Source organism: Acinetobacter sp. 826659 (genome assembly GCF_000588515.1).
In the GTDB taxonomy this organism is placed as follows: domain Bacteria; phylum Pseudomonadota; class Gammaproteobacteria; order Pseudomonadales; family Moraxellaceae; genus Acinetobacter; species Acinetobacter pittii.
Window position 1 is genome coordinate 788,778 of record NZ_JFYD01000001.1, and the last position, 25,622, is coordinate 814,399.

Annotated in this window: 28 protein-coding genes and 1 tRNA gene; 6 read left to right on the forward strand and 23 right to left on the reverse strand. The window is 38.1% G+C overall.

Annotated features, from left to right (window positions below):
• Positions 1–71 precede the first annotated feature (71 nt).
• From rarD to uvrB, 3 genes are all read right to left on the reverse strand, one after another.
• Entirely contained in the window at positions 72–1,019 is a 948-nt protein-coding gene (gene rarD / locus J663_RS03655) for an EamA family transporter RarD (protein WP_081320163.1), read from the reverse strand.
• 110 nt (positions 1,020–1,129) lie between these two features.
• Entirely contained in the window at positions 1,130–1,717 is a 588-nt protein-coding gene (locus J663_RS03660) for a lipocalin family protein (RefSeq protein WP_032055225.1), read from the reverse strand.
• A gap of 93 nt (positions 1,718–1,810) precedes the next feature.
• Positions 1,811–3,832, reverse strand: coding sequence for an excinuclease ABC subunit UvrB (gene uvrB, locus J663_RS03665; protein WP_002118463.1), 2,022 nt, complete (start codon positions 3,830–3,832; stop codon positions 1,811–1,813).
• Between the two features lie 179 nt (positions 3,833–4,011).
• On the opposite strand from uvrB, the gene J663_RS03670 reads away from it, so the two are divergent.
• Together J663_RS03670 and J663_RS03675 are read left to right on the forward strand one after the other, a co-directional pair.
• Complete coding sequence (locus tag J663_RS03670; RefSeq protein WP_014207357.1) at positions 4,012–4,803, forward strand: hypothetical protein; 792 nt, start codon at positions 4,012–4,014, stop codon at positions 4,801–4,803.
• A gap of 175 nt (positions 4,804–4,978) precedes the next feature.
• On the forward strand, positions 4,979–6,418 hold the full coding sequence (locus J663_RS03675; RefSeq protein ID WP_033847852.1) for a sensor domain-containing diguanylate cyclase: 1,440 nt from the start codon (positions 4,979–4,981) through the stop codon (positions 6,416–6,418).
• 29 nt (positions 6,419–6,447) lie between these two features.
• On the opposite strand, the gene J663_RS03680 is transcribed toward J663_RS03675, so the two are convergent.
• Entirely contained in the window at positions 6,448–6,627 is a 180-nt protein-coding gene (locus J663_RS03680; RefSeq protein WP_002118942.1) for a hypothetical protein, read from the reverse strand.
• A gap of 208 nt (positions 6,628–6,835) precedes the next feature.
• Between J663_RS03680 and J663_RS03685 the strand changes: the two genes are divergently transcribed.
• On the forward strand, positions 6,836–8,071 hold the full coding sequence (locus J663_RS03685; protein WP_002118408.1) for a pyridoxal phosphate-dependent aminotransferase: 1,236 nt from the start codon (positions 6,836–6,838) through the stop codon (positions 8,069–8,071).
• Positions 8,072–8,123: 52 nt separating this feature from the next.
• On the opposite strand, the gene J663_RS03690 is transcribed toward J663_RS03685, so the two are convergent.
• Entirely contained in the window at positions 8,124–8,966 is an 843-nt protein-coding gene (locus tag J663_RS03690; RefSeq protein WP_033847854.1) for a DMT family transporter, read from the reverse strand.
• 239 nt (positions 8,967–9,205) lie between these two features.
• Here J663_RS03690 and J663_RS03695 point away from each other — a divergent pair, with 239 nt between their 5' ends.
• Positions 9,206–9,643, forward strand: a complete 438-nt coding sequence (locus J663_RS03695) for a PaaI family thioesterase (RefSeq protein ID WP_002119022.1) — start codon at positions 9,206–9,208, stop codon at positions 9,641–9,643.
• A 15-nt stretch (positions 9,644–9,658) separates the two neighbouring features.
• Here the strand turns inward: J663_RS03695 and J663_RS03700 are convergent, their stop codons facing one another.
• Both J663_RS03700 and J663_RS18745 read right to left on the reverse strand, forming a co-directional pair.
• Entirely contained in the window at positions 9,659–10,090 is a 432-nt protein-coding gene (locus J663_RS03700) for a hypothetical protein (protein WP_033847856.1), read from the reverse strand.
• Between the two features lie 41 nt (positions 10,091–10,131).
• Positions 10,132–10,278: a hypothetical protein gene (locus tag J663_RS18745; protein WP_014207362.1), complete on the reverse strand. Its 147-nt coding sequence runs from the start codon at positions 10,276–10,278 to the stop codon at positions 10,132–10,134.
• A 46-nt stretch (positions 10,279–10,324) separates the two neighbouring features.
• Between J663_RS18745 and J663_RS03705 the strand changes: the two genes are divergently transcribed.
• Positions 10,325–10,400, forward strand: a tRNA-Asn gene (locus tag J663_RS03705).
• 169 nt (positions 10,401–10,569) lie between these two features.
• Here the strand turns inward: J663_RS03705 and J663_RS03710 are convergent.
• From J663_RS03710 to J663_RS03770, 13 genes are all read right to left on the reverse strand, one after another.
• Positions 10,570–11,328 (reverse strand): SDR family oxidoreductase, encoded by a 759-nt coding sequence (locus J663_RS03710; protein ID WP_033847858.1) that lies wholly within the window; start codon positions 11,326–11,328, stop codon positions 10,570–10,572.
• Positions 11,329–11,600: 272 nt separating this feature from the next.
• Positions 11,601–12,245 carry a tRNA-(ms[2]io[6]A)-hydroxylase gene (locus J663_RS03715; protein WP_033847859.1) on the reverse strand — a complete coding sequence of 215 codons (645 nt, stop codon included), beginning with the start codon at positions 12,243–12,245 and terminating at the stop codon, positions 11,601–11,603.
• Between the two features lie 6 nt (positions 12,246–12,251).
• On the reverse strand, positions 12,252–12,977 hold the full coding sequence (gene pdxJ, locus J663_RS03720) for a pyridoxine 5'-phosphate synthase (RefSeq protein WP_033847860.1): 726 nt from the start codon (positions 12,975–12,977) through the stop codon (positions 12,252–12,254).
• Between the two features lie 13 nt (positions 12,978–12,990).
• Positions 12,991–13,704 carry a DNA repair protein RecO gene (gene recO / locus J663_RS03725; RefSeq protein ID WP_033847861.1) on the reverse strand — a complete coding sequence of 238 codons (714 nt, stop codon included), beginning with the start codon at positions 13,702–13,704 and terminating at the stop codon, positions 12,991–12,993.
• A 9-nt stretch (positions 13,705–13,713) separates the two neighbouring features.
• Complete coding sequence (locus tag J663_RS03730; RefSeq protein ID WP_005067833.1) at positions 13,714–13,917, reverse strand: NF038104 family lipoprotein; 204 nt, start codon at positions 13,915–13,917, stop codon at positions 13,714–13,716.
• A 17-nt stretch (positions 13,918–13,934) separates the two neighbouring features.
• Positions 13,935–14,957: a GTPase Era gene (gene era, locus J663_RS03735; protein WP_014207367.1), complete on the reverse strand. Its 1,023-nt coding sequence runs from the start codon at positions 14,955–14,957 to the stop codon at positions 13,935–13,937.
• An 11-nt stretch (positions 14,958–14,968) separates the two neighbouring features.
• Entirely contained in the window at positions 14,969–15,661 is a 693-nt protein-coding gene (rnc, locus tag J663_RS03740; protein ID WP_005067830.1) for a ribonuclease III, read from the reverse strand.
• Positions 15,633–16,007 carry a DUF4845 domain-containing protein gene (locus J663_RS03745; RefSeq protein WP_032055219.1) on the reverse strand — a complete coding sequence of 125 codons (375 nt, stop codon included), beginning with the start codon at positions 16,005–16,007 and terminating at the stop codon, positions 15,633–15,635. Before J663_RS03745 ends, rnc begins: the two co-directional genes overlap by 29 nt.
• A gap of 24 nt (positions 16,008–16,031) precedes the next feature.
• A complete protein-coding gene (gene lepB / locus J663_RS03750) occupies positions 16,032–16,859 on the reverse strand; it encodes a signal peptidase I (RefSeq protein ID WP_005067825.1) in 828 nt (275 codons plus the stop codon).
• A gap of 75 nt (positions 16,860–16,934) precedes the next feature.
• Positions 16,935–18,752 carry a translation elongation factor 4 gene (gene lepA, locus J663_RS03755; protein WP_002118606.1) on the reverse strand — a complete coding sequence of 606 codons (1,818 nt, stop codon included), beginning with the start codon at positions 18,750–18,752 and terminating at the stop codon, positions 16,935–16,937.
• Positions 18,753–18,935: 183 nt separating this feature from the next.
• Positions 18,936–19,484 (reverse strand): GNAT family N-acetyltransferase, encoded by a 549-nt coding sequence (locus J663_RS03760; protein WP_033847864.1) that lies wholly within the window; start codon positions 19,482–19,484, stop codon positions 18,936–18,938.
• Between the two features lie 21 nt (positions 19,485–19,505).
• Positions 19,506–19,958, reverse strand: coding sequence for an acyl-CoA thioesterase (locus J663_RS03765; RefSeq protein WP_033847866.1), 453 nt, complete (start codon positions 19,956–19,958; stop codon positions 19,506–19,508).
• 122 nt (positions 19,959–20,080) lie between these two features.
• Complete coding sequence (locus J663_RS03770; RefSeq protein WP_005073145.1) at positions 20,081–21,457, reverse strand: Do family serine endopeptidase; 1,377 nt, start codon at positions 21,455–21,457, stop codon at positions 20,081–20,083.
• A 230-nt stretch (positions 21,458–21,687) separates the two neighbouring features.
• On the opposite strand from J663_RS03770, the gene nadB reads away from it, so the two are divergent.
• Positions 21,688–23,331: an L-aspartate oxidase gene (gene nadB / locus J663_RS03775; RefSeq protein WP_033847868.1), complete on the forward strand. Its 1,644-nt coding sequence runs from the start codon at positions 21,688–21,690 to the stop codon at positions 23,329–23,331.
• Between the two features lie 56 nt (positions 23,332–23,387).
• Here the strand turns inward: nadB and J663_RS03780 are convergent, their stop codons facing one another.
• From J663_RS03780 to mltG, 3 genes are all read right to left on the reverse strand, one after another.
• On the reverse strand, positions 23,388–23,804 hold the full coding sequence (locus J663_RS03780; protein ID WP_000842533.1) for a PaaI family thioesterase: 417 nt from the start codon (positions 23,802–23,804) through the stop codon (positions 23,388–23,390).
• A 138-nt stretch (positions 23,805–23,942) separates the two neighbouring features.
• Complete coding sequence (gene tmk / locus J663_RS03785) at positions 23,943–24,542, reverse strand: dTMP kinase (protein ID WP_033847871.1); 600 nt, start codon at positions 24,540–24,542, stop codon at positions 23,943–23,945.
• A gap of 9 nt (positions 24,543–24,551) precedes the next feature.
• Positions 24,552–25,622 carry an endolytic transglycosylase MltG gene (gene mltG / locus J663_RS03790; protein WP_033847873.1) on the reverse strand — a complete coding sequence of 357 codons (1,071 nt, stop codon included), beginning with the start codon at positions 25,620–25,622 and terminating at the stop codon, positions 24,552–24,554.

Below are 25,622 nucleotides of genomic sequence, written 5' to 3' on the forward strand. Positions count from 1 at the left end.
TTATTTTTTATTATCTTATTGTTTAAAGCAGCTAAATTTTTGCTTTTTCTTACTTTTTAGGTTCTGACGACCTAATTGAACTCATCATTTTTTAATCTTTTTTGATATTTCGTGATATTAAGTTGCAGATTTTGGGCTTTTTGCCGTTGTTGATAAAGATGAATTGCCCCTTCTAAAACGAGTACAAAAACAGCACACCAAATCGGAATATAAGTGAACCATTCTTCTTGACCAATGCTCTCCCCTAAAACCAAAGAAGCTAAAGCAAGTAATACAGGTTCCAAATATCCTAAGAGTCCAAACACAACTAAAGGTAAAAAGCGGCTTGCTAGAATATAACTTCCCAGACCAATAGCACTTAAAATTCCAAGCCCAATAATGATCAAAGAAAGACTCGGTTGGTCTATAAATTTACTGTATGGCAGCAAACCGGTATGAGTTAAATAAATCGCAACGGGCATAATAATGACCAAATCCCACCAAAAGCCCCCTAAATTATCTGTTTTAATTTTTTTACGTAATAAAAAGTAGGCAGAATATCCAACTGCTACCAATGCAGTTTCCCACGCAATACTTCCTAAACGCCATATCTCATGGCTAACACCAATGACTGCAAGAATAATTGCTACCCATTGAAATTTTGATATTTTTTCGCCATACAACACACTTCCAGCTAAGACAAGAACCAGCGGTAATAAGAAATATCCCAAAGAGACTTGTAACCCACGCCCATGCATCGGCCCCCACAAAAAAAGCCAAAGTTGTACTGAGGTTAAAATAGAGGTTGTGATTAACAATAAGAGTAAAGAAGGCTTAGCCAAAATACGTTGGTAGATATTCTTGATATAGGCTAAATCACCACTCCACCACATAAATAAAGTAAGGAACGGTAGTGTTGCAATAATCCGCCATCCAAAAGTTTGTTCACTATCGAGCTGGCTTAATAATTCAGTATAAAAATAAAGTACACCAAAAGTGAATGATGCCATGACAGACAAGATCACGCCCTTAAACATCATCAACCTCTTAGACTTTAGTAAAAACAACTCACTACAATACTTGATTTATCCACTATAAAAAAGAAAAAACCATGTAAAAACATGGTTTTTTCTTAATCAGACATATACCACTATTCTTTATGTTCTGTACGAATAACATCTCGAATATCAAAACCTAATGTTTTTGCATAATTTAAATATTCATCCACCACTTCTTGCTCTGGATGAGGATTTCTTGATAGCACCCAAAGGTATTTACGTGAAGGCTCCCCGACTAAAACAGTCTGATAGTCTTCATCTAGCTTTAAAATCCAGTAATCCCCACGAATTACCGGAATCCATCTTACAGCTTCCGGTAAAAAACTTACCTTCAATTTGGTGTTATATGGCGGGTTAACCACAAAGGCCTCCCCGATAGATTGCTGTAATTGTTTTCTATTATCGTAGCAGCGATTATCTACTACTACATTTCCATTTTCGTTTAAGGTGTAGGTCGCAGATACATTATAAGCACACTTTTTTTGGAAAAATGCAGGCTTACGCGCGACTTCATACCAAACACCTAAATATCGGTCCAGTTCAACTTTATAGACAGTTTGCAAGGGTTTCGGCTGGGCATAGACATAGGTTCCAACAGCCAAACCAGCCAAAACGACACCGCCCAACGCAATTTTAGCCAAACGCCAGCTGGCTTGCGGAACATTATTTCGAAATGCCATTGTTGCCCTCAACGATTAGTTGTGAATACAAAAGAACTCAAATACCTACAGTAGCTTGTTTTTTAAACACATTATGTAGCGTTATGTATTCGTTTATTGCAACATTTGCGCTTTTAGTCGAATGATTTCATCACGTATCCGAGCTGCCTGCTCGAACTGTAAATCTTTCGAAGCTTTTAACATCTCTTTTTCAAGCTTAGTAATATGCTTACTAAACAATTTTGGATCAGAGAGAATATGTCTTTCGTCAGCACTTAAAGCTTGTGCTTGTTCAAGCACCTTCTCATCAATTTCGTCGTCTGAAAGCACTTCGCCTGAATCAATTTCTTTGATGACCTGACGAACAGCACTACGTGGCGTAATACCATGCAACTCGTTGAACTCAATTTGTTTAGCTCTACGGCGTTCAGTCTCATCTATTGCTTTTTGCATAGAATCAGTAATTCGGTCAGCATATAAAATTGCTTTACCTTTCACGTTACGCGCGGCACGACCAATTGTCTGAATGAGTGAGCGTTCTGAACGTAAAAAACCTTCTTTATCTGCATCTAAAATAGCAACTAAAGAAACTTCTGGCATGTCGAGACCTTCACGCAACAAGTTAATACCGACTAGAACGTCGAACACACCTGTACGTAACTCATGAATAATTTTGACACGTTCAACAGTATCAATATCAGAGTGTAAATAAGCGACTTTAACCCCGTATTCTTTTAAATAAGAAGTCAGATCTTCCGCCATACGCTTTGTTAAAGTGGTCACCAACACACGTTCATTTAGGTTCTTACGAATATTAATTTCAGAAAGAACATCATCGACTTGAGTAAGTACTGGGCGAACTTCAATTTCAGGGTCAATTAATCCTGTTGGACGTACCACTTGTTCAACCACTTGGTCAGACTTTTCTAGCTCATATTTAGCAGGTGTTGCACTGACAAAAATAGTCGTCGGCACAATGCGTTCCCACTCTTCAAATTTCATTGGTCGATTATCAAGTGCGCTTGGTAAACGGAACCCGTAATTCACTAAATTTTCTTTACGTGATCGGTCGCCTTTATACATCGCCCCAATTTGCGGAACTGTAACGTGTGACTCATCAATAATCAGCAATGCATCTTCTGGTACATAATCAAATAAAGTTGGAGGCGCTTCACCAGCTGGACGGCCCGATAAATGACGTGAATAGTTTTCGATACCATTGGTATAGCCCAACTGTTGCATCATTTCTAAATCATAACGGGTACGCTGCTCAATACGCTGGGCTTCCAGCAATTTGTCATGTTCACGGAAGAATTTAAGTTGATCTTGTAACTCATCTTTAATTGTATCAATAGCACGAGTCAGATGATCTTTCGGTGTTACATAGTGGCTTTTTGGATAAATCGTAACACGTGGAACTTTACGGACCATTTTACCCGTTAACGGGTCAAACCAACGGATCGAATCGACCTCGTCATCAAATAGTTCAATACGAATCGCATGTTGGTCAGATTCGGCAGGGAAAATATCAATAATTTCGCCGCGAATTCGATATGTACCACGTAAGAACTCAAGTTCATTACGCGTATATTGCATTTCAACCAAACGGCGGATAATTTCATCACGACTTACACGGTCGCCCTCAACCACATGCAGTAACATTTGCATATAAGCATTTGGGTCACCCAAACCATAAATTGCAGAAACCGAGGCCACAATAATTGCATCACGACGCTCTAATAAAGCACGTGTTGCTGATAGTCGCATCTGGTCAATGTGATCGTTAATGGCAGCATCTTTTTCAATAAAAGTATCTGAGGATGGAACGTAAGCCTCGGGTTGATAGTAATCATAGTAACTTACGAAATACTCAACCGCATTATTAGGGAAGAATGCTTTAAACTCTCCATAAAGCTGGGCAGCCAAAGTTTTGTTATGAGCCATCACAATTGTAGGTCGCTGTGTTTGAGCGATCACATTCGCCATGGTATAGGTTTTACCCGAGCCAGTTACACCCAGCAATAACTGATTACGAAAACCATGCTCGATACCATTTACCAGCTTTTCAATGGCCTGTGGCTGATCACCTGCTGGCTGATAATGAGTGACCAAATCAAAAGGTTGATTTTCGTTCAAAGTTATCTCTCTTTATGAAAAATTGAATTTAACGTCTCCCCTTTTAATGGGGATTTTTATCTTAATTTAAAGTCTAAATTGAGCTTGAAATTCAATGTAAAAGATTAAGCATCTTAACACTTGACCAATACCCTAATCGGTTGCAACATGAAGCTATCCATTAAACAAAAAGTATAACCATGACCTATCAATATCATGATGAAAGTATTGTAACCGAACTTCCCGAGGATACAGTTTTTGTATTTGGAAGTAATCTTGCTGGACAACACGGTAGTGGTGCAGCGCGCGTTGCAAGTCAGCACTTCGGAGCAGTTGAAGGTGTAGGTCGTGGCTGGGCTGGTCAAAGCTTTGCAATCCCAACTTTAAATGAACACATTCAACAAATGCCACTTTCACAAATTCAGCATTATGTTGAAGACTTTAAGATATACACAAAAAATCATCCTAAAATGAAATATTTCATTACTGCATTAGGTTGTGGCATCGCAGGCTATAAAGTTTCTGAAATCGCTCCTCTTTTTAAAGGTATTTATCACAACGTTATCTTTCCGGAGTCTTTTAAACCCTATGTAGAAGATAATGCAGTATCTCAATTTCCGACTTTAACTCAAAAGATGGTACAAAGTTTCATTAATGATGAAGTTATTTTTTACTTTAATCATGGCAGTGAATCATTTGAAGAAGCTTTAGATAAAACTGATTTATCAGAAGCTGAGAAAGCCATAGCTCTTATTGTTTTAAATGAAGAGTTGTATCCACGAGATCGTTATGGACGAGGTCGTGATCATGAGCTTAGTGATATTTTAGGGAAGTTAAACGGTAAAATTTTCAATCTTCATGGAAACTCTGAGGGTGCCATGATTTTTGTAAGTGCAGTTGTTGCACTGATGGAACTTTACGATTTTGATGAGCAAGATTTTATTAAGTTATGGCGTGGTGAAAAAAACATTGATCACCCTATTAATCGTTAATTTTTCTTATGAATTTATGAGTTAAGCAGATAATCTCTGCTTTCTCATTATTTTATTTTTAATTACATTTAATCCTTTTATTTTTAATTATTCTAATATATTTAAACTCTTTATTCTCCCAAATCTTAATTTTTCTCATTATACTTTAAGACAAACTGAATACTTAAAGAAACATATGGAAACTTTAGATTCTTCGATTTTTGACCTTAGCCCAATTCCGATGTGGATTGAGGATTTCAGTGAAGTTAAACAACAATTTAATTTATGGAGAAAGCAAGGAATTGAAAACCTCCATGAATTTTTAAATCAAAATAAACACTTAGTTATCGAATGCGCTCATAAAATTAAAATTATTCGTGTTAACAAAAAAACCTTGGAACTTTTTGAAGCAACAACGCGCGAGGAACTATATTCAAATTTGAATCTTATTTTTAAAAAGGAAATGTTCGAATCACATATTTATGAGCTTGAAGCGTTATGGAATGGCAAAACCCATTTTTCAAGCACTACCGTGAATTACACCTTATCAGGCAAACGTATTGATGTTCAGTTAAGAGGTTCCATTTTACCTGGTTCTGAATCTACCTTTGAACGTGTATTAATTACTACAGAAGATATTACCCCTTATCAAAATGCACTCCGTCAGGAAGAAAAAAACCGTCGACTGGCTGAATCTATGTTTATCTACTCGCCTACTTCGCTGTGGGTCGAGGATTTCAGCCGTATAAAAAATAGAATTGATCAACTTAGGCTATTGGGAATTGAAGACTTTAGAACTTTTCTAGATGTTCATCCTGAGTTTGTCCGCCAGTGTGTAGAAGATATTTTAATTTTAGATGTTAATCAGGCCACGATAGATTTATTTAAAGCTCCTGATAAGTCGACACTTTTAAGAAATACACACAAGATTTTTGCTGAAGAAATGGTTGAAACCTTTCGAGAACAACTCATCGAGTTATGGCAAGGTAATATCCATCATAAACGTGAAGCCGTTAACTACGCTTTAGATGGCCAAATAAGAAATGTCTTGCTTCAATTTACCGTTTTTCCGGGATATGAAGAGACTTGGGGATTAGTGCAAGTTGCGCTGACAGATATTACTGCCCGGAAAAAAGCGGAAAACTATCTTGAATATTTAGGGCAACACGATGTTCTTACTAAACTATATAACCGTGCTTTTTTTACAGAGGAACTTAATCGTTTAAATCGAAGTATTATTCGACCAGTTTCTTCAATTTTTTTAGATATGAATGGATTAAAAGAAACAAATGACCAGTTTGGGCATGATATTGGAGATGGTTTATTACGCCGTGTTGGAAATATTTTAAGTCAGGCTATTTCAAATACAGCCTATACTGCATCCAGAATCGGTGGTGATGAATTCGTGATCTTAATGCCAGGCGCAGATGAAGCGAACGTTCAAATTATGCTTCAAACGATTCAAGAGCTTTTTAATATCGACAATCAATACTATTCAAGCCATCCAGTAAGTATTGCAATTGGACATGCAACCACTCAAACAAATGAACAAATTGAGGACATGTTAAAACGAGCAGACCATCACATGTATCAAAAGAAAAAAAGTTATTATCAAGAAATTTTATTCAATCAATAAAAAACAGGCATATTGCCTGTTTTTCAAAATTAGCGTTTTCCCATAGAACGACGCGTACCACGGGGAGGCATCCATGTTCTATCCGCGTATTGCTCTGGTTTTGGACGCACTTGGTTGTGTACCGCATCATCTGCTTGATTGCTTTCATTCGGCATTGGGAATGGCAATTTCACCAAAGCCTTTTTCTGTTTTGGCTGTTGCTCAGTCATGATTCATTCTCGAAATTTCGATTGCGACCTATTATAAATGATTTTTATCATTTCTTTTCAAAAAAGCTTCAATTGAGTAAAACAGCAACAAGAACCTTCTTAAATTAAACTTTTTTTCATCTAAAAATACCCGTATCCGCAAATTGCTTAATTTTTGCGATAAGATAGTATGCTTTTTATTTTTTAATCCCATAAGAGGAATATTGCCGTGGACGTACGTCTTTCTGATCGTGTCAATGCTATCAAACCGTCCCCTACACTTGCTGTAACAAATAAAGCTGCTGAACTTAAAGCTGCTGGCAAGAACGTGATTGGTTTAGGTGCTGGCGAGCCAGATTTTGATACCCCTCAACACATCAAAGATGCTGCAATCGAAGCGATTAATAATGGTTTCACCAAATATACGGCTGTAGATGGTACTCCTGGGTTAAAAAAAGCAATTATTGCTAAGTTCAAGCGTGATAATAATCTTGATTATCAAGCGAACCAGATTTTGGTTTCTTGTGGTGGTAAGCAAAGCTTCTTTAACTTGGCACTTGCCCTATTAAACAAAGGCGATGAAGTTATCATTCCGGCACCTTTCTGGGTAAGCTATCCAGATATGGTCATTATTGCTGAAGGTACTCCAGTCATTGTGAAATGTGGCGAAGACCAACGCTTCAAAATCACTCCTGAACAATTAGAAGCTGCTATTACACCTAACACTCGTTTAGTTGTATTAAACAGCCCATCTAACCCAACAGGCATGATTTATAGCAAAGCTGAATTAGAAGCTTTAGCTGAAGTTTTACGTCGTCATCCACAAGTATTTGTTGCATCTGACGATATGTATGAACCGATTCGTTGGGAAGACGAGTTCTACAATATCGCAACTGTTGCACCTGATTTATATGACCGCACAATTGTTCTAAACGGTGTTTCTAAAGCATATGCAATGACAGGTTGGCGTATTGGCTATGCAGCCGGTCCAGCAAAAATCATTGGTGCAATGAAAAAGATCCAATCACAGTCAACTTCTAATCCAACTTCTATTTCGCAAGTTGCTGCTGAAGCTGCATTGAATGGTCCACAAGACGTTTTACAACCTATGATTGAAGCGTTTAAACGCCGTCATGACTTAGTTGTAAATGGCTTAAATGATATTAAAGGTATCTCTTGCTTACCTGCTGATGGCGCTTTCTATGCCTATGCAAACATTCGTCCTCTTATTCGTGCAAAAGGCTTAAAATCTTGCACAGAGTTCTCTGAATGGTTACTAGAAGAAACTGGCGTAGCAGTTGTTCCTGGTGATGCATTTGGTTTAGGCGGTTTTATGCGTATTTCATATGCAACAGCTGACGAAGTACTAGTTGATGCGTTAGCACGTATCAAAAAAGCTGCTGACTCAATTGAAGGTGTAGACGCTGCTATTGCTTCAATTGAAGCTGAAAAAGCTGCGAAATAATCTGCATTTTGCATAAAAAGGGTTCTCTTGAGAGAACCCTTTTTTAATTCACTTATGCATTTTTGGCTTTTTGAGGTCTTATATAAATGACTAATAAAATTCCAAATAAAACCATAAAACTCGATAAAATCACTTGCCCTGTCACAGTCTCATTTACAAATAGGCTTCCACCTATAATCGCCAAACATGGCACACTTAGCTGTACTGTACTCGCTGTCACCCGATCAATATGCTTCAAAATCGCATACCAGAGTACATAAGCCCCGCTTGAAGTGACACCACCCGACAAAATCGCTAAGACCCATCCTTGCACGTCAATGTATCTATCTTGGGTAACCAATACATTCGCCAACAAAACCATTGGCACAGCTAGCGAAAAATTTGCCAACGTACTACCAATCGGTTGTGTCATATTACGACCAGCAATGCTGTATCCTGCCCATGCTAAACCAGATATCACCATAATTAGAGCATATCCCCAATCAGGCGCATGAGCACCCGGTAATAGCAAAACAATGATTCCAGCCAAAGCAATACATAAGCCTATACCACGGTATATGCCAATCTGCTCCCCCTGCCAATAGCCGTAAAGCACCATAGTCAGCTGTACAACCCCAAACAATAACAAAGCACCAATACCAGCGTCGATTTGAAGATAAGCATACGAAAATGCCAAAATATAAACCGCTAGAAAAAATGCGTTTTTTAAACTCCATTGGACTTTGGTTTGAGACGATTTTGAATATAAAAACAGTCCTAATAAAACAACTGCACCACTTGCTACTCGTATGAGGCTAAAAGTCATTGGGTCAATATGTTGGCCTGCCAAAGCCAAACGACACAATACAGAATTTGCTGCAAAAGCCACCATAACGAGTGCAATTTTAAAAAGCATTGTCCTTATGCTCCTGTTATTTCTTATAGTGTAAAAGAAGTCTTTCTTATCTATCTAATTCATTATGCAACTCATTTAATTCAATTTTTATAATAAAGGAATTTTATATTAAATGAACAAAATTTTAAGATTCAACTTATCAGTTCAATCTTTAACTATAGAATTGACTTATCGATGACTTAATAATAGGCTAATATCAAGTTCTATTTTAGAACTTAAAGAATTAAAGGACCCAAAAAATGAAAAATCCGATGGAAATGACTGGCCTTGAATTTTTACAAGCAATGATAGAAGGCCATATTCCACCTGCCAGCATTAGTAAAACAATACCTATGCAACCTACTGAAATTTCAGAAGGATCTGTTACCTTTAAAGCCCAAGCAGATCATAACCATTTAAATCCACTCGGTGGCGTACATGGTGGTTTTGCTGCCACCGTCCTAGATTCAGTGACTGGCTGTGCAGTACATACGATGTTACCTGCGGGTGTAGGTTACGGCACAATCGACCTTAACGTAAAAATGTGCCGCCCTATTCCCCAAAATCAGGCTTTAATTGCAACAGGCAAAGTTATTAATTTAAGTAAAAATTTAGGTATTTCTGAAGGAAAGATTATTGATGAGGAAGGTAAACTGTATGCTTATGCAACAGCAACCTGCATGATTATTCGTCCATAATCGTTAAAGGCAGCCTTAAATCGCTGCCTTTTTTATTGAATCACCTGAATTATCTGGACGTTTACAAGTTTGTGCAATCACATACGGCGCCCAAATATTTTTAAGTTGGAGCTCTATAATTTCTTGATGCTCTACAGACCAAGCTAAAACTTTATTTTTACCCAGCAATAACTCACCTTCTAATTGGAAAATATATAAAGATTCAGAGGAGTTTAGTAGTTCCGAGCTTTTTAAAATCTTAAGTGAATTATGCACATTCCATTTAGAGCTAAACCAAAGCTGCAATAAATCGCCTAAATACAAATTCTGCTTTTTGAAAGGATAAGTATTAATCCATGCACTTTCTACAGGTGTGTAATAAGATTCTGATTGATTTAAGATATTCAGATAATTGTGTTGATAGAAATCAAAATTAGAAAAAATAGAAGCGATCGTAAGCGTTTTCATACTTATCTCCGATTTAGCCATTTTAGTGCTGGCAAGTTGGTTTAAATCCACACTGTTTGGATTTCTCCAAACGCTTGTTCTTTTTTGAATCTAGCAATTGATTTTTTAAAGTGCAAGTAATTTCTTAACTCACCGCTCAACTGATCAAATAAAAAGCATACGACACAAAAATGAAGTAAACATGACAATTTAGACTTGACCCTTCTCAAAATCTCCTTATAATCGCATGCAGATTCTCCCATAGCTCAGTCGGTAGAGCGACGGACTGTTAATCCGCAGGTCCCTGGTTCGAGCCCAGGTGGGAGAGCCAAATACTAAAAAGCCCGCAGCATTAAAGCGGGCTTTTTTTTTGCCATAAATTTATCAATAACTATAAAAAAATCCTCTATCAGCAGATAGAGGATTTAATTTTTTATTAGCGTCTTGTTAGGTTTAAGGGTCCAATTTAACTCTAAAGAATCTATTCTATTCTCGAATTATTATTCGACTTCAACCACTTTTAAAGGATTAAAAGATTGGGTGGTCGGCATCATTTCAATACGATTAATATTAATGTGTGGCGGTTGTGAAGCAATCCAAGCTACCGTATTTGCAATATCTTCAGGCAAGAGTGGATTCTTTTTATCATATAGGCTGTTTACTTTATCCTCATCACCTTTAAAACGCACAAGAGAAAATTCAGTACCTCCACACAATCCTGGTTCAATATTAGTTACGCGCACACCAGTACCAGCCAAATCAGCACGAAGATTTAGACTAAATTGCTCCACAAATGCTTTGGTTGCCCCATACACATTGCCCCCTGGGTATGGGTATGTACCTGCAATAGAGCCCATATTAATGATTAAACCTGATTTTTTCTTTACCATACTTGGTAAAATTAGTCGGGTAACAGTAACAAGCCCTTTAACATTGGTATCAATCATCGTATACCAATCATCTAATTCTGCTTTATCTGCTGGTTCCAATCCTAATGCCAATCCAGCATTATTCACCAATAAATCAATTTGACCGATTTGAAATTCGGCTGGCAAATCAACCAATGCCTTATTTATATTTTCTGCCGTATCCGTCATGTCAAATACTAATGGGTAGAATTTCTCACCAAGTTCTTGTTTTAGTTCTTCTAGTTTTTCTGCTCGTCTTCCACAGCCAATAACTTTATATCCTAGCTCAATCAGCTTTTTTGAAATGCTATAACCAAAACCTGCCGATGCGCCTGTAACTAATGCTAACATTCTTATATCCTTAGAAATGATCAACTATTTCAGTTGAACTCATGATGAACATATCAGTCTTTATATTTACACAATATTTATTATTAGCCTAAAAAAATAAAAGTTTTTTAAAAATTTTAAGAGAAATTAAAATCTATAAAAAATATATTTATTAAATAATTATATGCATTAAAAAACTAAAAGCAGAGCATGCTTACTGTCTAAGAGATAATGTTCACCTAATAAAAAAGTTTACCGTGAAAGGTAAACTTTTTTATTTGAGACATCCAAGACTAAGCAGGGATACCACTATGAAAACGGAAAGTATTATCTGGCGTTAAAATCAGATTCTTTTCAATTTCACGGATATGATCAATTCGCTGCTGAATATCCTCTTTAGGATCTTTCATTTTTGCAGTTTTTGCCACATCAAGCGCAAGTGCGAGATAGTCTTCAAAATGACGAGACTCTGACTTAAGCAAGTATCGATAATAACGTCCTAACTCATCATCTACACGCGGAGCAAGTGCATAAAAACGCTCACATGAACGAGCCTCTACGAATGCACCAATCACCAGCACATCAATTAAAGCTTCAGGTTCATACGTACGAATCTCTTTACGTAATCCACCTGCATAACGTCCGGCACTTAAACCAGTCCACTCTTGACCACGCTTAGCCATAAGCTCAAGCACTTGTTCATAGTGAAGCATTTCTTCTCGTACAAGCTGAGCAAGTTTTATTTGTAAGTCAGGAAAGAAGCTATAACGGAACATTAAGTTCATTGCTGTACTAGCTGCTTTCTTTTCACAATTAGCATGATCTTGCATCAAGATATCTAAATTATTGATTGCTTCATCCAACCATGCTTTTGGTGTTTGACAACCTAAAAAGGCGATCACAGGTTGCATTAATTCATCGTAATTGATACTCGACATAACCAACTATCCTGCGGCCTTAATCGCGGTTTTCATATCTTTAACAGCTTGAACCAGACCTACAAAAACACTTTCAGCAATAATTGAATGGCCAATATTTAATTCATGAATTTGTGGAATAGCTGCAATTGGTGCAATATTTTTAAGGTTAAGGCCATGACCAGCATTTACAACCAAACCTTTTGAAGCTGCATATTCAACGCCTTTGATAATACGCGCCAACTCAGCTTGTTGATCTTGCTCTGTTTCCGCATCTGCATATGCACCCGTATGCAACTCAATCGTAGGTGCGCCACACGCAACTGCTGCATCAATTTGAGCTAAATCAGCATCAATAAATAATGATACGTCGCAACCAATAGCCGCTAAAGTTTGAGTTGCAGCTTTAACTTTTTCAAAGTTACCCACTACATCCAAACCACCTTCAGTTGTTACTTCTTGGCGTCTTTCAGGAACAAAACATACGTGCTGAGGCTGAATTTCTTTCGCAAACTCGACCATTTCATCAGTAACAGCCAACTCTAGGTTCATACGCGTTTTTAATAATGGGCGCATGCGACGTACATCGTCATCTTGAATATGGCGACGGTCTTCACGCAAATGCAAAGTAATCCCCTCTGCACCAGCTTGTTCACAAATAAGAGCAGCTTCCACAGGGTCTGGATAAGTAGTACCGCGCGCCTGTCTCAAAGTAGCAACATGGTCTATGTTTACACCAAGCAATGCAGCCATAAATAAATCCTAATTACGATTGAGTTTGAGTATTTTGAATCCACAATTGTCGACTTTTTAGGGGACGATCTCCTAAAAGCGATGTAATCATTTGACGGTATAGTTTACCTAATAATTGCAATTGTTCGTGAGAAAAATCCTGACCTTGCTCATAATCCAACATAGATAAAATTGCTTTACCTGACAATGAGGAACGGCTTGCCTGAACAACGGGCGCAAAAACTTCAGTCACCTGAAATTGATAAAACTGGTGAGCCTGTATTAGCTGTTGTTGAGTATCAATTGAGAAATCAATCGCGTAACCCAGCTCAGGAAGTAAAACATGTTCGAACTGACGCAAAATCTGTCTCAGAAAAAGATCAGGATTTTCATGGGAAGATAATTGCTGTAATTGAAGCAGGGTTAATTGATATTGCTCAAAAGATTGCGGCATTGCCTCTTCTAACGGGCAAAGTCTAAGAACAATTTCATTTAGATAAAAACCAGCAAAAAAAGCATCACCAAAAAAGAAAACAGGCTGATTTAATATTTCCAGCTTAGTAAAATTTTTGAGTTCACTTTTACCCGTGGCTTGTAGCCGAATAGGCTGATATTGAGGGGGCGGAGTCTGCCTTAAGATGCCATCGACTCGCCCATATTCCTGAGTAAAAAGATGCACAATATGACTTTTTTCACGGTACTTACGGTGATGAATCATATATCCATGGAGGACTTCATTGCGCATCATAAAAAGAATCTATTCCTCAGATTCTTTTTCTTTTTTGTCATCCTCATCATCACCATCAGGAATAACAGCACCTACAACAGCTGCTGTACCTTTAACTACACCTTTAGTAGTTTTATAGGCGATACCTACTGGTACGGTTACAAGCTTATATACACAACCTTGTAACATCAATGTACATCCAACTATAGCAATTAACGATGTAATTGTTTTCATACCAGCATCCTTATCCTTTAGATATCACTATACCCTAAGCTTTTTAGAGCACGCTCATCATCAGACCAGCCACCCTTCACTTTTACCCAAAGTGTAAGCATAATTTTTTGCTCAAACATTTTTTCCATGTCTTTACGAGCATCCATACCAATCGTTTTAAGCTTAGTACCTTTTTCACCAATCACAATGGCTTTTTGACCAGCGCGATCTACAAAAATCGTTGCATCGATATAGGTACAAGCTGGTTTTAAACGACCAGTTTTTTCATTAACAGTTGCTTCTTCCGTTTTGAAAGATTCAATTTGTACTGTTAAATCATAAGGAAGCTCTTCACCCAACTGACGCATGATTTTTTCGCGAATAATCTCACTTGCCAAGAAGCGTTCAGAGCGGTCAGTAATCTGATCAAAAGAATACAATGGTGGTTGGTAAGGAAGGTACTTCTCAATCGTTTCACTCAAGTGTTCTAAGTTTGCACCACGCAAAGCAGAAACAGGAACAATCTCAGCAAAATTCATAAGTTTGGCACGTTCTTGAATGAGAGGAAGAATCTCTCTTTTATCTTCAAAAGTGTCCGCCTTATTAATGACTAAAATAACCGGCATTTCAGCGTTCTTGAGTTTTTCAAGCACTAAATCGTCGTTTTGAGTCCACTTATAAGCATCAATAACGAATAAAACTAAGTTAACGTCACGTAATGCAGAATGAGCAGCACGGTTCATCATTTTATTAATAGCACGCACTTCTTTTTTATGCATACCTGGGGTATCTACATATACCGCCTGCATTTTTTCACGTGAATCAATACCAATAATTTTATGACGTGTTGTTTGAGGTTTACGCGAAGTAATAGAGAGCTTTTGACCCAATAAATGGTTCATGAGGGTAGATTTACCCACATTTGGACGTCCCACAATCGCCACAAATCCGCTCTTAAAATCCGAAGGGATTGTTACGCCTTTGGAACTAAAAAATTGATCAATCAGATTATTAGGATCTTGGTTTTCATTTGAATCTGGATTGATTTGATCAGAATGCATCGACATGCAGGTTATTGCTCCAATAACTTTAAAATTTCCGCCGCTGCTGCCTGCTCGGCAAAACGACGACTTGAACCCTCACCATAAATCTTCGGTAAACCATCTACTACACATTCCACTTTAAAGTGCTGATGAGGTGCATCACCCTGAATATCTACAACCTCGTAAACAGGGAGAGGTTTTTTACGTGCTTGTAGATACTCTTGTAAACGTGATTTCGGATCTTTGAGTTGATCCGTAGGTTCTATATGGTCTAAATAGGGTATGTACCATTTTAGCACAATATCTTTAAGTAAGTTGAGATCACCACTATCAAGATAAATTGCACCAATAATCGCTTCTACCGTATCGGCTAATATTGACTCACGATGATGACCACCAGATTTCAACTCACCTGTACTTAATATTAAACACCGACTAAGTTGCAAATCGGTTGCAATCTTACCTAACGCTTCTTGGCGAACTAAGGTCGCACGCATACGCGTGAGACGACCTTCATTTTCATTTGGATAGGCATGATATAGATAATTGGCGATTATCATGCCTAATAATGAATCACCGAGAAACTCTAAGCGCTCGTAATTGTATTTGTGACTCACCGAACGATGAGTCAAAGCTAACTGTAACAATTCAAGCTGCTTAAATTGATATCCGATTCGACTCAGTAAGCGAGGATCACTTAGTTTGAACTGATGTTTTATCAAAACTCTTCTCAAATGTTAAAACTAAATCAATATTGAATAAGAAAGGTTTTCTTACTTCATATTTCTTTTTGACCGTTAGACCTGACTGATTAAACACTTGAGCGATCTCTTTAAAGTGGAGATCACGAATATTGTTCATTTCGAGTCGCTGATCCATTTGTGTTACAAACTTTTGTGGTGTGATCTCAGAAGAGCTTTCTTGTAAAAGCTCTTCTATCTGATTATTAATCAGCCGATCATCCCAATATGCTGGCCAAACTGCAAGTACAGCTTTTACTGCAACCGCAAATATAACCACCCCAAATAAAATTGCTAAATACGAAGTACCCTGTTGTGCCTTACGCATTTCTTTTTTTCCTAATGGTTGTTTTTAATCTATTTTTCCATTTCGGCTAAAGTTAGGAAGGTGTAAACCCGGTTCTTTATGCATCCACACGTAGAATGCTCGTCCTGTTAAGTTTTCTTCAGGAACGAAACCCCAGAAACGACTGTCTGCACTTTGATCTCGGTTATCCCCCATTGCAAAGTAATGTCCTTTTGGTACAGTCACTTCCCAATATAAACCGTCTTGGTTCGCATATTTACCATTTTCAACATAGTTGATAAACGGTGCTTGGCGCGCCACATTTACGCCTTCAAGCTCACGCATCGTAAAGGTATGCTCACCAATCGTCTCTTTATGATAAATAGACGTTGGCGTATCCATCACATCTTTTTCACGACTGAACTGTGTTAATACTTTCGGTACTTTTTGCCCGTTAATAATTAATTGCCCATGGTCATAAACAATATGATCACCAGGTAAACCGATTACACGTTTAATATAACTAATAGTCGGTTGAGGTGGGTAACGGAATACAATTACATCACCACGCTTCGGCTCACCTACATCAATAATTTTTTTATTAACGATAGGTAAACGTACACCATAATCAAATTTATTCACCAGAATAAAATCACCAGTTTCTAAAGTTGGTACCATAGAGTCCGATGGAATATTAAATGGTTCATAAAGAAATGAACGAAGCACAAGTACTACAGCTAAAACTGGCCAAAAGTCATAGGCCCATGTAATGACAAAATTTTCGTTCCCGCGTCCTTTATTTGCACGCTGTTTTAATACAAGTTTATCTAACAACCACACTGCAAATAGAATCAGCGTAACTGGAACAAGAATTAAATTAAAATCAAAATCCACATGACCTCACTCGCAGCCTCGCTGCTTGTATTACAGTGGGGAAAAGAAATTATTCACTTTCCCCACCCTCATTTCTTATCTTTCTACTTTCAATACAGCCAAGAACGCTTCTTGTGGAATTTCAACACTTCCCACTTGTTTCATACGTTTCTTACCTTCTTTTTGTTTAGAAAGTAGTTTTTTCTTACGCGAAACGTCACCACCATAACATTTTGCCAATACGTTTTTACGCATCGCTTTTACGGTAGAACGGGCAATAATTTGTGCACCGATTGCTGCCTGAATAGCAACATCGAACATTTGGCGAGGAATCAAGTCTTTCATTTTCTCAACCAATGCAATACCACGATGACGTGCATCATTACGGTGACAAATCATAGCCAAGGCATCAACCTTTTCGCTATTAATTAACACATCAACCTTAACTAAAGCTGAACTTTCAAAACGTACAAAGTTATAGTCTAAAGATGCAAAGCCACGAGAGCATGACTTTAATCTATCAAAGAAATCCATAACGACTTCAGCCATCGGGATTTCAAAAGTAATAGAAACTTGGTTACCCAAGAATTTCATATCTTTTTGTACACCACGACGTTCGATACAGAGCGTCATTACGTTCCCTAAGTATTCTTGAGGAACAAGGATATGACATTCAGCAATTGGTTCACGCAAATCTTCTACGGTCGATCCATCCGGCATTTTTGATGGACTATCGATATAAATCGTTTCACCTTTCTTGGTTAATGCTTCATAAATTACGGTAGGTGCAGAACTGATGAGGTCAAGATCGTACTCACGCTCTAAACGCTCTTGTACAATTTCCATATGTAGCATACCTAAGAAGCCACAACGGAAACCAAAGCCTAATGCATCAGAACTTTCTGGTTCAAAGAATAAAGCCGAGTCGTTAATCTGCAATTTTTGTAGCGCTTCACGGAACGGTTCAAAGTCACTCGCATCAATCGGGAAAAGACCAGCATATACTTGCGGTTTAACCTTTTTGAAACCAGGTAAAGTTGCAACGTCTGGTGTAGAAGCAAGAGTAATTGTGTCACCTACTGGTGCACCAAAAATATCTTTAATACCAGCAATAACAAAACCTACTTCACCAGCTTCAAGAATATCTGTTTCAGTATGCTTAGGATTAAATACACCTACAGAAGTGACCGGATGAGTTTGTCCTGTCGATTTAACCAACATTTTGTCGCCCTTGCGGATACGACCTTGTTTAATACGAACAAGAGAAACTACGCCTAAGTAGTTATCAAACCATGAGTCGATAATTAATGCTTGTAATGGTGCTTCACGATCACCTTCTGGTGCCGGAATAACATCGACTAAACGCTCGAGTACACCTTCAACACCTAAACCAGTTTTTGCTGAACAAGTTGGTGCATCTGTCGCTTCAATCCCGATAATTTCTTCAATTTCATGAATTACACGTTCAGGTTCAGCCTGTGGTAAATCAATTTTATTTAGAATAGGAAGAACTTCTAGACCTTGTTCAATTGCTGTATAACAGTTTGCAACTGATTGAGCTTCAACGCCTTGTGCAGCATCTACAACCAATAGTGCACCTTCACACGCAGCTAATGAACGAGAAACTTCATAGGAGAAGTCAACGTGCCCTGGCGTATCAATAAAGTTAAGTTGGTATTCCTGACCATTTGGATGGGTGTAATACAGCGTGACAGAAGCGGCTTTAATGGTAATCCCACGTTCACGCTCAAGCTCCATTGAGTCTAAGACCTGAGCTTGCATTTCACGATCTTGTAGACCGCCACACATCTGAATAAAACGGTCAGCCAATGTAGACTTACCATGGTCAATGTGGGCAATAATCGAGAAATTTCGTATATTTTTGATATCGACGGATTTTTTAGCTTGCGCCATGGGTTACCTTGAGAAAATATAGAGTGCTATGTAGCTTGTTTTAATACACAGCCAAAGCGGTTAAATAAATTGCGTGAGATTATAACAGATTGCCGATATGAAAAAGATATAAATTCTTTCTTTTAAAAAAGCTTTTTAAACTTCTCAACATAACGATCTATTTCTCGTTGAAAAGCCTCTAAATCAGAACAGTTTTAACTCAAACTTAATTAGGCTTGCAGATAAATTATTGCCAGTTTCATTAGCTATATCCCCAATTAATTCAAATCCAAGTTTCTGCACGACCTGTTGAGATCTAATGTTCTGTTCAAATATTTCAGCCCAAACATATTTTATTTGTTTTTGGAATAATCTGCTTTGTTTCAAATACTGGATGAGCCCTACAAGAGCCTCTTGCATATATCCCTTACCCCATGCATTAGGATGAAGTTCATAACCAATGACAACCGCAAAATCATCACCAATTTGTTTGATAGTATTTACCCCACATGTTCCCAACATAGTTCCATCTTTTTTAAGACGAATAGCATGCCTAAAACCTAGCTGTTGATTCCATTTTTTATGCATTTTTTCAATTAAAGCCTCAGCTTCTTCCAATAAAGTAAAGGCTTTTAAATCATAAAATTCGAGTACGCTTGAATTTGAAAATAATTCAAAGATAAAATTTTTATCAGCTTCTGTAAGGTCACTTAAGATTAATCGATCGGTTTCTATGGAAAATAAATTCTTCAAATTCCAGCCTCTCTTTTTTACTTACTTACCATACGAAACGGTAAAATCGTAAGGGTTTATGCTTGAGTCAAGCGGCTTATATGCATGGGTAAAAGTTGGTGACATTCGTTTAGGACGTCCTGTAGCAATTTCAATACATGCCCATTTGGTATTTCCAACAAATAATACGGCCTGATCTAATGGGCGAAAAAACACATACTGGCGGAATGAATAAAGTGCATTAATGTCATCTAACCATGTACGTAACACAATTTGTTCGCCTTCAAATGCAGCTTTACGATATTGCACATGATGCTCAACCGCGACCATTGCGTGTTTTAACTCAAGATATTTAGTTACCCCTACTCCCAAAGTTTCAACATGGGCAGCCGCTACATCCTGCATCCACTGAACATACATTACGTTATTTACATGTCCCAACGCATCAATATGATGTGGCTGCACCTGAATATGTAAATCAAAAATACTACTCACAAATGAACACTCTTATTTATTAACCTTAAAACTGAAATAAGTGTAGGTAGATATCGCTAAACGCTCAAGATAAATAACAAAAACCACCCATTTTCAGGGTGGTTTATTGATTGGGTTAAGGATTATTGAATACGTAAACCAAGCATTGCGCGCTGTCCCTGACGAATAATAGCAACACGTGCTACAGTATTTTTCGGCAAGTTAGAAACAACTTTTGCAAAATCCTGACTATTTAAAATTTGGCTATTATTGACTTGGGTAATCACATCACCCGGAATGATATTGGACAATGACGCTAAACCACCACGGCGAACATCTTGTACAAAAATACCACCTTTTACACTCAACGCATTTTTTTCCGGTTCAGCTAGATCACGAATACTCATGCCTAAAACTGGCCCCTTAGATGCAGCACCTTGTGCACCAGTAGCAGGTGTTTCATCTGGTGCAGTCGTTAAAGTCGCTGAAATATTGCGTGTTTTATCATCACGTAACACTTCAAACTGAACAGTTTGATTTGGCTGTACTTTGTTTAATGCGTAAAGTAAATCACTCGTACGAAGTACAGGCGCACCATTTAATTTTAAAATCACGTCGCCCGCTCTTAGCCCTGCTTTTTGTGCAGGTGAGTTCGGAGAAATTTGAGTAATTAAAGCACCTTCAGGTTTTGGTAATTTGTACGCATCAGCAAGGTTTCGGTCAATATCTTGCATCATCACCCCTAGGTAAGAGCGTGTTACTTTACCTTTTGTTTTGAGCTGGTCTGCAACATCCATAGCTACATCAATCGGAATAGAGAAAGACAAGCCCATATAGCCGCCAGTACCACTAAATATTCGAGAGTTTACCCCGACCACTTCACCATTTTGGTTAAACAATGGACCACCAGAGTTACCCGGGTTTAAAGCCACATCTGTTTGAATAAACGGCACCGAAGTTTCACCGCTCATGTTTCGTGATTTTGCACTGACAATACCGGCCGAAGCTGAGTAATCAAAGCCAAACGGCGAACCAATTGCTAAAACAGGTTCGCCGACACGTAAACGGTCAACATTTCCTACTCGTAAAGCTGGATAGTTAGTTCCATTGACCTTTAACAATGCAACATCGGTGCGCTCATCACTACCCACCACGGTTGCATCAATTTCACGTCGGTCATTTAAAGTAATGCTGATACGCGAGGCATTTTCAATCACATGGTGGTTAGTAAGTAGGTAACCATCTTTACTAATGAAGAATGCACTTCCATAAGCTGTCTTTTCTTGTGGACCTTGTTGCTGTGGAATGATGACCTGATTGCCAAAGAAACGTTTTAAAATTTCAGGAACTTGCTGCTGCAACAGTTCATCCTGAGTCATTTTTTTTACGACATTTACACTCACGACTGCTGGACTAACTTGTTCAACAAGATTTGAAAAATCAACAGCAGCATTTGCTTGAACAGCAGCAACTGTAAATACCGCTGCATACATTCCTTGTTGTAAATAGCGAGATTTCATTCGGTGCTCACCCACAATTGGTCTACGAGAATAAGGATAAAACTGTTGTATCACAACGCTTTGAGGTTGTGCGTAACAATATGTTTATTTGTAATACGTCATCACAAGGATTATTTTACGCATTGCAACTTTTTAAGCCAATTGCAATTTTTCTCTGAGTTAGAGCGCTTAAGCTCTTGCCTTTTTAGGTAAAAAGGGGTGTCATTAGCGGACGTTTTAAATTGATGCGAATGGACATGCCTAATTTACAGACAATTCACCACTTTGACGTGATTATTGTGGGCAGCGGCGGCGCTGGTTTAAGTCTGGCTTTATCGTTACCAAATCATTTTAATATTGCAGTTTTAGCCAAAGCTGCTCTAACCGAAGCAAGTACCTTTTATGCTCAAGGTGGCGTTGCTGCTGTTCTTGATGAGACTGACTCTATTCAACAGCATATTAATGACACTATGATTGCAGGCGCTCATTTATGTGAAATGGACGCGGTACAACATACCGTAGAAGGCGGCCGCCCTTCTGTTGATTTTCTTTTAAAACAAGGCGTGCAATTTACCTTAGATGAAGATGAGCAACTTCACTTAACTCGCGAAGGTGGTCACTCGCAACGTCGCATTATCCATTCTGCTGATGCAACAGGCAAAGCCATTTCAACCACTTTAGTTGAGCGTGCCAAAGAACGTAAAAATATTACTATTTTTGAAAATTATATTGCGATTGATTTAATCACGTCGCATAAATTAGGCCATACCGACCAAGCGAATCGTGCTATTGGTTTATATGCATTAGATGAAAATACTGAAAAGGTTCATACTTTCCTTGCATCATTCACCGCATTGGCTTGCGGCGGTGCGATGAAAGCTTATCTGTACACATCTAATCCAGATATTGCCACAGGTGATGGTATTGCAATGGCTTACCGCGCAGGTTGCCGTGTAGCCAATATGGAATTTAATCAGTTTCATCCAACATGTCTCTATCACCCTCAAGCCCGCTCTTTCTTAATTACTGAAGCTATGCGTGGTGAAGGTGCTTATTTGCGCCTACCTGATGGTGAACGTTTTATGCTGCGTTTTGACGATCGTGCAGAACTGGCTCCTCGCGATATTGTGGCACGTACCATTGACCATGAAATCAAACGTCTCGGTATTCGTCACGTGTGGTTAGACATTACCCATAAATCACCTGAGTTTATTAAAGAGCACTTCCCTACACTTTATGCAAGATTGCTTGAGTTAGGCATCGACATTACCAAAGACATGATTCCAGTGGTACCAGCAGCTCACTATACATGTGGTGGTGTTGTGGTTGACTCAAATAGCCAGACGGATATTGATGGTCTCTATGCAATTGGTGAAACATCTTATACAGGCTTACATGGTGCAAACCGTATGGCAAGTAACTCATTACTTGAGTGCTTCGTTTATGGCATGAGTGCAGCAAAAGATATCGAAAATAAATTTGATGAAAACTTCAAATTACCTAAAGTACCAACTTGGGATGACTCACAAGTAACCAATCCAGATGAAGATGTTGTGATTTTACAAAACTGGGATGAGTTACGTTCAACCATGTGGAACTACGTTGGTATTGTCAGAACCACAAAACGTTTAGAACGTGCTTTACACCGTATTGAAATGTTAAAGCGTGAAATCACCGAATATTATCAAGACTACCGTGTTAGCAAAAACCTGATTGAGTTGCGTAACCTTGTTTTAGTATCGGAAATGATTGTTCGCTGTGCTATGCAACGTAAAGAATCACGTGGTTTACATTACACACTCGATTATCCGGAAACTTCGAGTGAAATTCGTAAAACTGTTTTAACTCCTCCAAATTTTGCAGTAGAACAGCCATTGGTTAATACTGACATTTAAGTTGTTCTTCTACAAAAAAGCACAGCTCTGACTGTGCTTTTTATTTGGTTTGATATTTATGCTCTAGGTGGGATTGAATAAGTCGCGGTCACATGCGCAACGGGTTCATCCAGACCAACTGAATAAATCCAGACTTCCCCAACAACCAAGCTCTTTCCAACCTTCATGAGTTTACATTCACTACGTAAGTCTTGATCACCTGCGGGTTTTCTTAAAAAATTAATATTAAAGTTGGTGGTTACGGCTAAACCAACAATACCGATCTCACCTAATATGGCAATATATAAAGCAAAGTCTGCCAAAGTCATCATGGTTGGGCCAGATATGGTGCCACCAGGGCGTTGATGCCTTTGGTCGACATGATAGTAAACAACTGCAGCTTTGGGAGTGACTGATTCAATTGTGCAATGTTCAAGACTTGGTGGAAATTCCTTTTCAAGAAATGCCACGATTTCTTCTTTTGAGCTTTTCATCCTTGTTATTCTTCAATCTATAAATCATGTGTAAGATAGCGTAAGAAAATAACAGATATTTTCTATGACGTTTTAAATCAGAATTAACGTCATTTTTCACCACTCCCATATTTTTATAAGAGTGGCTCATCCAATTGCTTACCGTAAATATTGTAGAGCTTGCTCAAACACCTGATCTGGACTTTGTGTAGCATCTAAACGTTTAATACGTTCCGGTTCAGCCTTCCATAAGGTTTCATAACCTTCACGGACCTTAGTAAAGAAGCTTAACTTTTCTTGTTCAAAACGGTCTAAAGCTCCACGTTCACGTGCACGGTTCATACCAAGTTCAATCGGTGCATCTAACCAGAAAGTCACCTCTGGCATGCGTGAAACGAAGTTCTGATTTAAAAGTTGTAATTTATCTTGGCTTAAACCACGGCCAGAACATTGATAAGCAAAACTCGCATCGGTAAAGCGATCACTTAATACAATTTTGTTAGCTTCTAAAGCAGGCAAAATGACCTGTTGTAAGTGTTGAGCGCGTGCCGCATAAATAAGCAATAGCTCAGTATCATGACTCATATTTTCATCATGATTCACCGCCAAAAGCATCGAACGAATTTGCTCAGCTAACGGTGTACCCCCCGGCTCTCGAGTTAAAATAACTTGTTTGCCTTGCTCTTCAAAATGCTGATGAATTTTTCGAATGAGTGTAGTTTTACCTACCCCTTCCGTGCCTTCAAAGCTGATAAACATCTCTTTTCCTTATTTCTTCGATCTCAACACGGATAAATATTCTTGCACAGCTTGATTATGAGCTTGCAAGTCTGCCGTAAATTTATGTCCACCATTACCAGTCGCTACGAAATAGATGTTATTTGAATCATCTGGATGTAATGCTGCTTCAATTGCTTTTTGGCTTGGCAAAGCAATTGGAGTTGGAGGCAAACCATTAATGGTATAAGTATTATATGGTGTTGGAGTACGGAGGTCTTCTCGGGTAATGTTGCCTTTATAGTTATTACCCATTCCGTAAATAACAGTTGGATCCGTTTGTAAACGCATACCGAGTTTTAAACGGCGGACAAAAACTCCAGAAACTTGTGTAAGTTCACTGTCTAAACTTGTTTCTTTCTCAACAATAGAAGCCATAATTAATGCTTCATATTTATCTTTATAAGGTAAATTCGGCGCGCGATTTGTCCAAGCTGCATCTAGAGCTTTTACTTGACGATGATATAAATCGGTAAGAATTTTCTTGTCAGTCTCGCCTTTGGCAAAGAAATAAGTATTCGGCGCGAACAAGCCTTCTGGATGATCGTAAGGAATCCCAAGCGCTTTCATAAGCTGATCATTAGGTAAATCCAATATTGTATTTTTTACATTTTTATCATTTTTGAGTGCAGTAATAAGCTGCTTAAAAGTTGTACCTTCAATCACCAAAACACGGTTCATCTGAGCATTATCAGCATCAGATAACATCTCTAACACTTGTCTTACACTCATCCCTTGTTCAATTTCATACACACCAGCTTTCATGCTGTCATGAATCATAAACTTTTGATAAAGCTTTAATACGATAGGAAAGCTAATTTTGTCTTCTTTTGCTAAACGATCAATAAAACCAGAATAAGTTTCCCCAGATGTAATAGATAACATCTGTTTTTTGCCTTCGATAGGATAAGCCTTAAACAAACTTGACCATAAAATGGCAAAAGTAGAAATTAAAACAATAAAAAGGCCAATTAGAACCAATCGCTTAGAAAATTTTGGAGCTTGTTTTTTGTTATTTTTCTTGGCGTTTTTTGCTTTCGCATTCACAGGTGGCTTCGGCAT